Origin of the sequence: Bradyrhizobium sp. ORS 375 (genome assembly GCF_000239775.1) — a bacterium.
In the GTDB taxonomy this organism is placed as follows: Bacteria; Pseudomonadota; Alphaproteobacteria; order Rhizobiales; family Xanthobacteraceae; genus Bradyrhizobium.
In genome coordinates, this window is the sequence record NZ_CAFI01000097.1 from 26,918 (window position 1) to 34,310 (window position 7,393).

Annotated in this window: 5 protein-coding genes and 1 tRNA gene; 5 read left to right on the forward strand and 1 reads right to left on the reverse strand. The window is 66.6% G+C overall.

Annotated elements, in window-relative coordinates; all coding sequences use genetic code 11:
* Nucleotides 1-228: 228 nt before the first annotated feature.
* The 4 genes from BRAO375_RS08295 (at nt 229) to BRAO375_RS08310 (ending at nt 6,678) form a co-directional block, all read left to right on the forward strand.
* Nucleotides 229-2,268, forward strand: coding sequence for a methyl-accepting chemotaxis protein (locus BRAO375_RS08295; protein WP_244423136.1), 2,040 nt, complete (start codon nt 229-231; stop codon nt 2,266-2,268).
* A gap of 404 nt (nt 2,269-2,672) precedes the next feature.
* Nucleotides 2,673-4,184, forward strand: a complete 1,512-nt coding sequence (locus tag BRAO375_RS08300) for an MFS transporter (RefSeq protein WP_009027014.1) — start codon at nt 2,673-2,675, stop codon at nt 4,182-4,184.
* Between the two features lie 3 nt (nt 4,185-4,187).
* Entirely contained in the window at nt 4,188-4,988 is an 801-nt protein-coding gene (otsB, locus tag BRAO375_RS08305; RefSeq protein WP_009027015.1) for a trehalose-phosphatase, read from the forward strand.
* 232 nt (nt 4,989-5,220) lie between these two features.
* On the forward strand, nt 5,221-6,678 hold the full coding sequence (locus BRAO375_RS08310; protein WP_035639590.1) for an alpha,alpha-trehalose-phosphate synthase (UDP-forming): 1,458 nt from the start codon (nt 5,221-5,223) through the stop codon (nt 6,676-6,678).
* A gap of 34 nt (nt 6,679-6,712) precedes the next feature.
* Here BRAO375_RS08310 and BRAO375_RS08315 read toward each other — a convergent pair whose 3' ends face one another.
* Entirely contained in the window at nt 6,713-7,072 is a 360-nt protein-coding gene (locus BRAO375_RS08315; RefSeq protein ID WP_009027017.1) for a hypothetical protein, read from the reverse strand.
* 220 nt (nt 7,073-7,292) lie between these two features.
* Here BRAO375_RS08315 and BRAO375_RS08320 point away from each other — a divergent pair.
* A tRNA-Ser gene (locus tag BRAO375_RS08320) sits at nt 7,293-7,382 on the forward strand.
* Nucleotides 7,383-7,393 lie beyond the last annotated feature (11 nt).

The window sequence follows — 7,393 nt, forward strand, 5'->3', positions numbered from 1 at the left end:
TCTGAGGTGTCATTGCGACGTCGTCCACGCTCCATCGGCGATTCGGTCGCATCTGTCTCACGCGCACAGGCTCGGTCGGCTGAGGCGAGCTGCGACTGCAGGCTGTATGCCAATCCCGGCCATTTACGGTGCCTTAGCCATTGTGACGTAGTTTTGATCACAGTCCGGTGCAGTACGCCCGGTGGCTCGGCTCGGGCCAATATAAAGTGTGTCGCTTCGGGGGTGGGAATGTCTGCGCAATTTGCGCCGCAGTCGCGGCGTGGCAATTTTCTGACCCTGCGTTTCCGGGCCAAGATCTTTCTGGGCTTTGCGATCGTGCTGGCCATCTCGGCCGTCAGCATCGGCTTCGCCTATGTCGGGTTCGAGAAGGTGGCCGCCGCCGTCGCATCCTACCGGATGAGCGTTGCCGAGGCCGATGCGGCCAGGACCATCGATCGCGAGCTCGTCTCGTATCAGGCCCTCGTGCGCTATTTTGCCCTGACCGGCAAGCCGGAGGACGAGGCGGCCGCCACGGCGGCCCAGCAGTCGGTGCAGGCCGCGATCGACAAGTCGATGGCCGCGACCAGCGCGGCCGATCGCCGGGCCCAGCTCGGCAAGCTGCAGGCGCAGTTTCAGACCTTCGCCAAGATCTTCTCCGACATTGTCACCCTGACCCGCGACAATGCCAAGCTGGCGAGCGACCAGATCGGGATCGTCGGCAACAAGATCCGCTTCAAGTTCGACGATCTGGCCGACACTGCGGCGCTGGCGGGCCTGCCCACGGTGCAGACCACTGCCAAGGACCTCACCGGTCAGTATCTCACCGCATCCGCCCTGGTCGGCACTTTCCTGGCCAAGCCGGATCCGAAGACGGCCGATGGCGCCATCGCGCGGACCCGCTTCCTCGAGACCTCGCTGGTCACGATTTATGCCAATGACGAGAAGATCACCCAGCGCGTCACCGAGCTCGGCGAGCTCATCAAGCAGTATCGCGCCGCCTTCATCAAGTTTTCGGAGAACTCCAAGACCCTCGCCAAGCTGGTGCAGGACATGGGCGGCGCCGCCACCGAGATCCTCACGCTTTCGAACGGGCTGCGGTCCGATCTCGCCGCCGACCAGCAGCGCATCGAGGCGTCCACCAACGGCACCATCGCCGACATCGAGCGGCTGATCGCGATCCTGGCCGTCGGCGGCCTGGCGCTGGGCGCCGCGCTGGCCCTGATGCTCGGCAACGGGATTTCCAGGCCGATGATCACGATGTGCAAGGCGATGCGCGAGCTTGCCTCCGGCAATTTCGATGTCCGTCTGCCCGGTCTTGGCCGCGCCGACGAGATCGGCGAGATGGCCGCGGCCGTCGAGGATTTCAAGTTGCAGGCGGTGGCCAAGGCGGAGCGCGACGCGGCGTCGCAGGACGCCCAGAACAAGGCGGCCGGTGCGGCGCGCCGGGCCGAGCTGATTCGCTTCGCCGACGAGTTCGAAGCCGCCGTCGGCTCGATCGTGTCCAACGTATCGACCTCGGCGCAGCAGCTCGAGCATGCCGCCTCGACCCTGACCCAGACGGCCGAAACGACGCAGTCGCTGGCGAGCCGCGTCAGCGGCACCTCCGACCAGGCCACGGGCCGCATCCAGTCGGTGGCGAGCGCGACCGACGAGCTGTCGGCCTCGGTCAACGAGATCGGCCGCCAGGTGCGGGAGTCCAACCGCATTGCCGAGTCCGCCGTGATGCAGGCCGAGGAGACCGACGGCCGCATCGGCAAGCTGTCGCGCGCGGCGCAGGAGATCGGCGATGTCGTCAAGCTGATCACCGCGATCGCCGAGCAGACCAATCTGCTGGCGCTGAACGCCACCATCGAGGCCGCGCGCGCCGGCGATGCCGGCCGCGGCTTTGCGGTCGTCGCCTCCGAGGTGAAGTCGCTGGCCGAGCAGACCGCCAAGGCCACCGACGACATCTCCAACCACATCTCCGGCATGCAGGCGGCCACCCAGGAGTCGGTCGCGGCGATCAAGCAGATCGGTGGCACCATCCGCCAGATCTCCACCATCGCCTCGTCGATCGCGACCGCGGTCGAGCAGCAGGGCGGCGCGACGCAGGAGATCGCCAAGAACGTGCAGAGCGTGGCGGCCGGCACGCAGGCGGCGGCCAGCGACATCACCCAGGTCAATCGCGGCGCGACCCAGACCGGCGAGGCTTCCGAGGAGGTGCTGCGCTCGGCCCAGTCGCTGTCCTCGGAGAGCGCCCGGCTGCGCGAGGAGCTGAATCGGTTCATGGCGAATATCCGCGCGGCGTAGGGACGCGCTGCGGTCACCTGCAGCGCCTTGCCGGTGAGACTGAACCTGCTCGCGACGCATTCCGCCGTCGTCCCCGCGAACGCGGGGACCCATACGCCGCAGCAGTCGTGTGATAGGCGGTACTGATTGCGTGCCCAGATCCGGCATCACGCGGTATGGATCCCGGGTCGCGCTCGCTATGCTCGCTTGCCCGGGACGATAGTCGAGGGTGATGCTGCAGCCGGGTTGCAAAGATCGCCTATGAAAGGAGCTCAGCCGGACGAAGCCTTGTTCCCGCCCCGGGTTCCGGGAACCCCGCGCCGACCGAGACGTTGGGTCGCAGCGGTGGGACATCGCTGCCGCATTTGCTTCATCCTCTCCGGTCAAGCTCTCGGTGCCGTCTCGCGCCGTCGCAGTGGGATTCCATGGCACCCCGGCAGGCAACCTATCCCCATCTCCGCGTCATCAGCTCGGCGCCACAATCCGGCGAGCCCACGCGCGAGCCTTCGGATGACCGCATCATCGAGACCAACATCCCCGCGCGGCTCGACGACCTCCGCTGGAGCCCGTTCCACACCCGCGTGGTGCTGGCGCTCGGCATCACCTGGGTGCTCGACGGGCTCGAGGTGACGCTCGCCGGCGCGCTGTCGGGCGCGCTCAAGCAGAGCCCGAGCCTGCACTTCTCCAATCTCGACATCGGGCTCGCCAACAGCGCCTATCTCGCCGGCGCGGTGCTCGGCGCGCTCGGCTTCGGCTGGCTGACCGACCGCATCGGCCGCAGAAAACTGTTCTTCATCACGCTGGCGCTCTATCTGTCGGCGACGGCTGCGACCGCCTTGTCCTGGAATGTCGCGACCTACGCACTGTTCCGCTTCCTCACCGGCGCCGGAATCGGCGGCGAGTACACCGCCATCAACTCGACGATCCAGGAGCTGGTGCCGGCGCGCTATCGCGGCTGGACCGACCTGATGATCAACGGCAGCTTCTGGCTTGGCGCAGCGCTCGGTGCGGCCGGTGCGATCGTGCTGCTCGATCCCGCCTTCGCCGGGCCCGATGTCGGCTGGCGGCTGGCCTACGGCATCGGCGCCTGTCTCGGCCTCGTCGTGCTGATCATGCGGATGTGGATTCCGGAGAGCCCGCGCTGGCTGATGATCCACGGCCACCCGGATGAGGCGCATGACATCGTCGTCGCGATCGAGCGTGAGGTCACCGGCCATGACCGCGAGGCGCGCGCGAACGCGCTGCCCAAGATGAAGCTGCGCATGCGCGACCACACGCCGCTTGGCGAGGTCGCACGCACGCTGTTCTCGGTGTATCGCCAGCGCTCCCTCGTCGGCCTCACCTTGATGGTCGCGCAGGCGTTCTTCTACAACGCGATCTTCTTCACCTTCGCGCTGGTGCTGACCGACTTCTACGGCATCAAGTCCGACCATGTCGGCTGGTACATCCTGCCGTTCGCCGCAGGCAACGTGCTCGGGCCGCTGCTGCTCGGTCGTCTGTTCGACACGCTCGGCCGCCGCGCCATGATCACCTTCACCTACGGCGTATCAGGCATATTGCTGGCGCTGACCGGCTATCTGTTCTCGATCGGCGTGCTGAGCGCGCAGACGCAGACGGCGGCCTGGATGGTGATCTTCTTCTTTGCATCGCCCGCGGCGAGCGCCGCCTATCTCACCGTGTCGGAGAACTTTCCGCTCGAGGTGCGCGCGCTCGCGATCGCGCTGTTTTATGCGATCGGGACTGGCATCGGCGGCGTCGCCGGCCCCGCGCTGTTCGGCGCGCTGCTCGACAGCGGCGCGCGCAGCGCTGTGTTCGCCGGCTATCTGTTCGGCGCGGCCTTGATGGGCGTGGCGGCGCTCGTCGCCTGGCGGTACGCTATCGCGGCCGAACGCAAATCGCTCGAGCAGGTCGCACGTCCGCTCGCCGTGATGGAGTAGTCGATGACGTCAGAGAATTCCGGCCTGATCGCATCCGATGCGTCCGAGCCCGCGGAGATCGTCCCCGCGCCGGCGAGCCTGGTGCCGCATCTGCGCGAGGTCGCAATCCTGCTCGACATCGACGGCACCTTGCTCGATCTCGCGCCGACGCCGCGCGAGGTGTGGGTGCCGCCGGCCTTGGCCGAGACGCTGAAGACCTTGATGCAGCGAACGTCGGGTGCGCTCGCTTTGGTGTCCGGCCGCTCGCTCAACGACATCGATCTCATCTTCGCGCCGGATGTCTACCCCGCGGTGGGCGGCCATGGCGCGGAGATGCGGCTCGCCGGCGGCAGCGAAGCCGACTCCGTCAAGGCGCCGCCGCTCGACAAGGAGCTGAAGCGCAGGCTGGCGGCGATCGCCAAGCTCAGCCAGGGCATTCTGCTCGAGGACAAGGGCTACTCGCTTGCATTGCATTATCGCCTCGCGCCGCAGGCCGAGCAGGCGATCTATGACGAGGTCTCGCGCATCCGCGCGGAGCTGCCGGAGGCGCCGATCGAGGTGCTGCCCGGCAAATGCGTGTGTGAGATCAAGCCGGCCGGCTTCACCAAGGCGAGCGGCGTGCGCGAGCTGATGCGCCACGCGCCGTTCAAGGGCCGCAAGCCGTTCTTCATCGGCGACGACGTCACTGACGAGTCGGTGTTCGCGATCATGCCCGATTTTGCCGGCCTGTCGTTCTCGGTCGGACGGCGGGCGCTCGGCGTCGACGGACATTTCGATGCGCCGAACGACGTGCGCGCATTCCTTGCACGGCTCGCCGGACGCTGAACTAACAGGATGATCGAGGCAGCAGCGAGCACGGTGGTAGTTCCTTCGTTAGTTCCATCTGCGTGAGGTTCGCAGTTGTCCTCCGCTGCTTTTGATTAGAAATGCTCTGACTTGCACCGCGCTGTGATTACACCGCGCCGCTGCCCGAATTTGGTTTCAATTGGTTGAAAGGGTGGCCCGGAACCATATTGATGAACAGCTGTTAACCGACATGACCAACAGGAGGGGAGCTGTGAACCTCGTCGTGGTTTCGAATCGGGTGGCGCGTGGCAAAGCCAACGAGCCAATGACCGGCGGACTTGCGGCAGCCCTGCTGCCCGTTGTGGAAAATTCCGGAGCAGTTTGGGTGGGTTCCTCGGGTCGGGTGCGCGACGGTGCGCAGGCGGAACCGATCGCGCAGATCGAACAGCTCGGTGCAGGCGCGCTGGCGCTGCTGGACCTGCCGGCCGCGCACTACGCCGGCTACTACGAAGGCTTCGCCAATTCCGCGCTGTGGCCGGCGCTGCATTCTCGCAGCGATTTGATTCGCGTGTCACAGGACGACTACAATTCCTATCGCGAGGTGAACGCGTTCGTCGCGCGTGCGCTGCTCAAGTTCCAGAAACCGGATACGCTGTTCTGGATCCAGGACTATCACTTCCTCTCGCTCGGTGCGGAGCTGCGCACGCTCGGCGTGAAGAGCCCGATCGGCTTCTTCCTGCATACGCCCTGGCCGGCGCGCAGCGTCATCGACAGCGTGCCGAATCACGGCGAGCTCGTCACCGCGATGCTGGCCTACGATCTGATCGGCTTCCAGACCGAGGACGATCGCGAGAACTTCAGTGCCTGCTTGCGCGCGGATCTCGGCCTGCAGGTCCGCGACGGCGTCGTTCGCTCGCGCCACGGCCGGACCCGTCTCGCCGTATTCCCGATCGGCATCGATGCCGACAAATTCGCGCAGCAGGCGGCCAAGGCGGCGTCGCATCCGGATGTGTCGCGGCTGCGCCGCAGCCTGCACGGCGAGAAGCTCGCGATCGGCGTCGATCGGCTCGACTACTCGAAGGGCCTCGTCAACCGCATCAACGCCTTCGACCGGATGTGGACGATGCATCCGACCCTGCTGCGCGCCGCGTCGCTGCTGCAGATCGCGACGCCGTCGCGGGAATCGATCGAGGCCTATGGCAATCTGCAGAGCGAGGTCGCGCGACTCGTCAGCGAGGTCAACGGCCGCCATGGCGAGGTCGACTGGACGCCGATCCGCTATCTCAACAAGGGCTATGGCCAGGGCGTGCTGGCCGGCCTCTATCGCAGCGCGCAGGTCGGCGTCGTCACGCCGCTGCATGACGGCATGAACCTGGTCGCCAAGGAGTATGTCGCGGCCCAGAGCCCGGTCGATCCCGGCGTGCTGGTGCTGTCAAAATTCGCCGGCGCCGCCAACGAGCTCGATGCAGCGCTGCTGGTCAATCCGCACGACATCGACGGCATGGCGCGGACGATCGCGATGGCGCTGGCGATGCCGCTCAACGAGCGCCGGATGCGTTACGAGATCCTGATGGCCAAGCTACGCCGTCATTCGATTCAGCAATGGTTCGCCGACTTCGTCGACGCGCTGCAGGACGACGGCCTCCAGGACGAGATCGAACCGCTGCCGGCGGCGCCGGCCGGCTTCCTCACCAGCCGCCTCGCCTCGTCGGGCGCCCGATATCACTGAGCCGATCGGAGAGGGCGTGCGCGCCGTCTCCTGCTCAGTGGCAATACGACACGCCCTCCAGCACGGCGCAGCGCAGCTTGTTCGGCGAGCTCGGATTGTCCATCGGCACCATCCCGTTGCCCTGGCCGACGAACACGCCGGGCCCGACCACGACCGAGGCCTTGTTGCCGACGATGACCGACGGGTGCGGCTTGAGGCTGGACTTGGTCCCGTCCGGCCAAAGGATGGCGTCGCCCTGCCAGATCCCCTTGCGGCCGTCGTCGCAGGTTACGTCGACGCCTTGTCGCGTGCACTGGTCGGCCCGGGCCGCGCCAGCACCGGCGATGCTGAGCACGACGGTCAGGAGGAGGGCGCGGCAAGCGGGGGTAGACCAGGCAGGAGTGGACAACGGCATGGCAGGTCCTCAGGCGCGGCGCTCGGGCATGTCAGCGCAAATCAGTGGTCGTGGCAGTGCGGCCGCCGGTTCACCGGCCTGCGCCAGCGCCGGGAAGCTCCAAATCGGGCTCCGCCCCCGGCCAGATTGGTGATTTTTATCAGCGATTTGGGGGAAATTTGGCCCGGACGCCTCCGCCCCGCTTGCAAAACGCCCCCGACCCCGCCAAGAGAGGGCCGCCGGAGAGATGGCCGAGTGGCTTAAGGCGCACGCTTGGAAAGCGTGTGTGCGGGAAACCGTACCGTGGGTTCGAATCCCACTCTCTCCGCCACGAGATTTTCT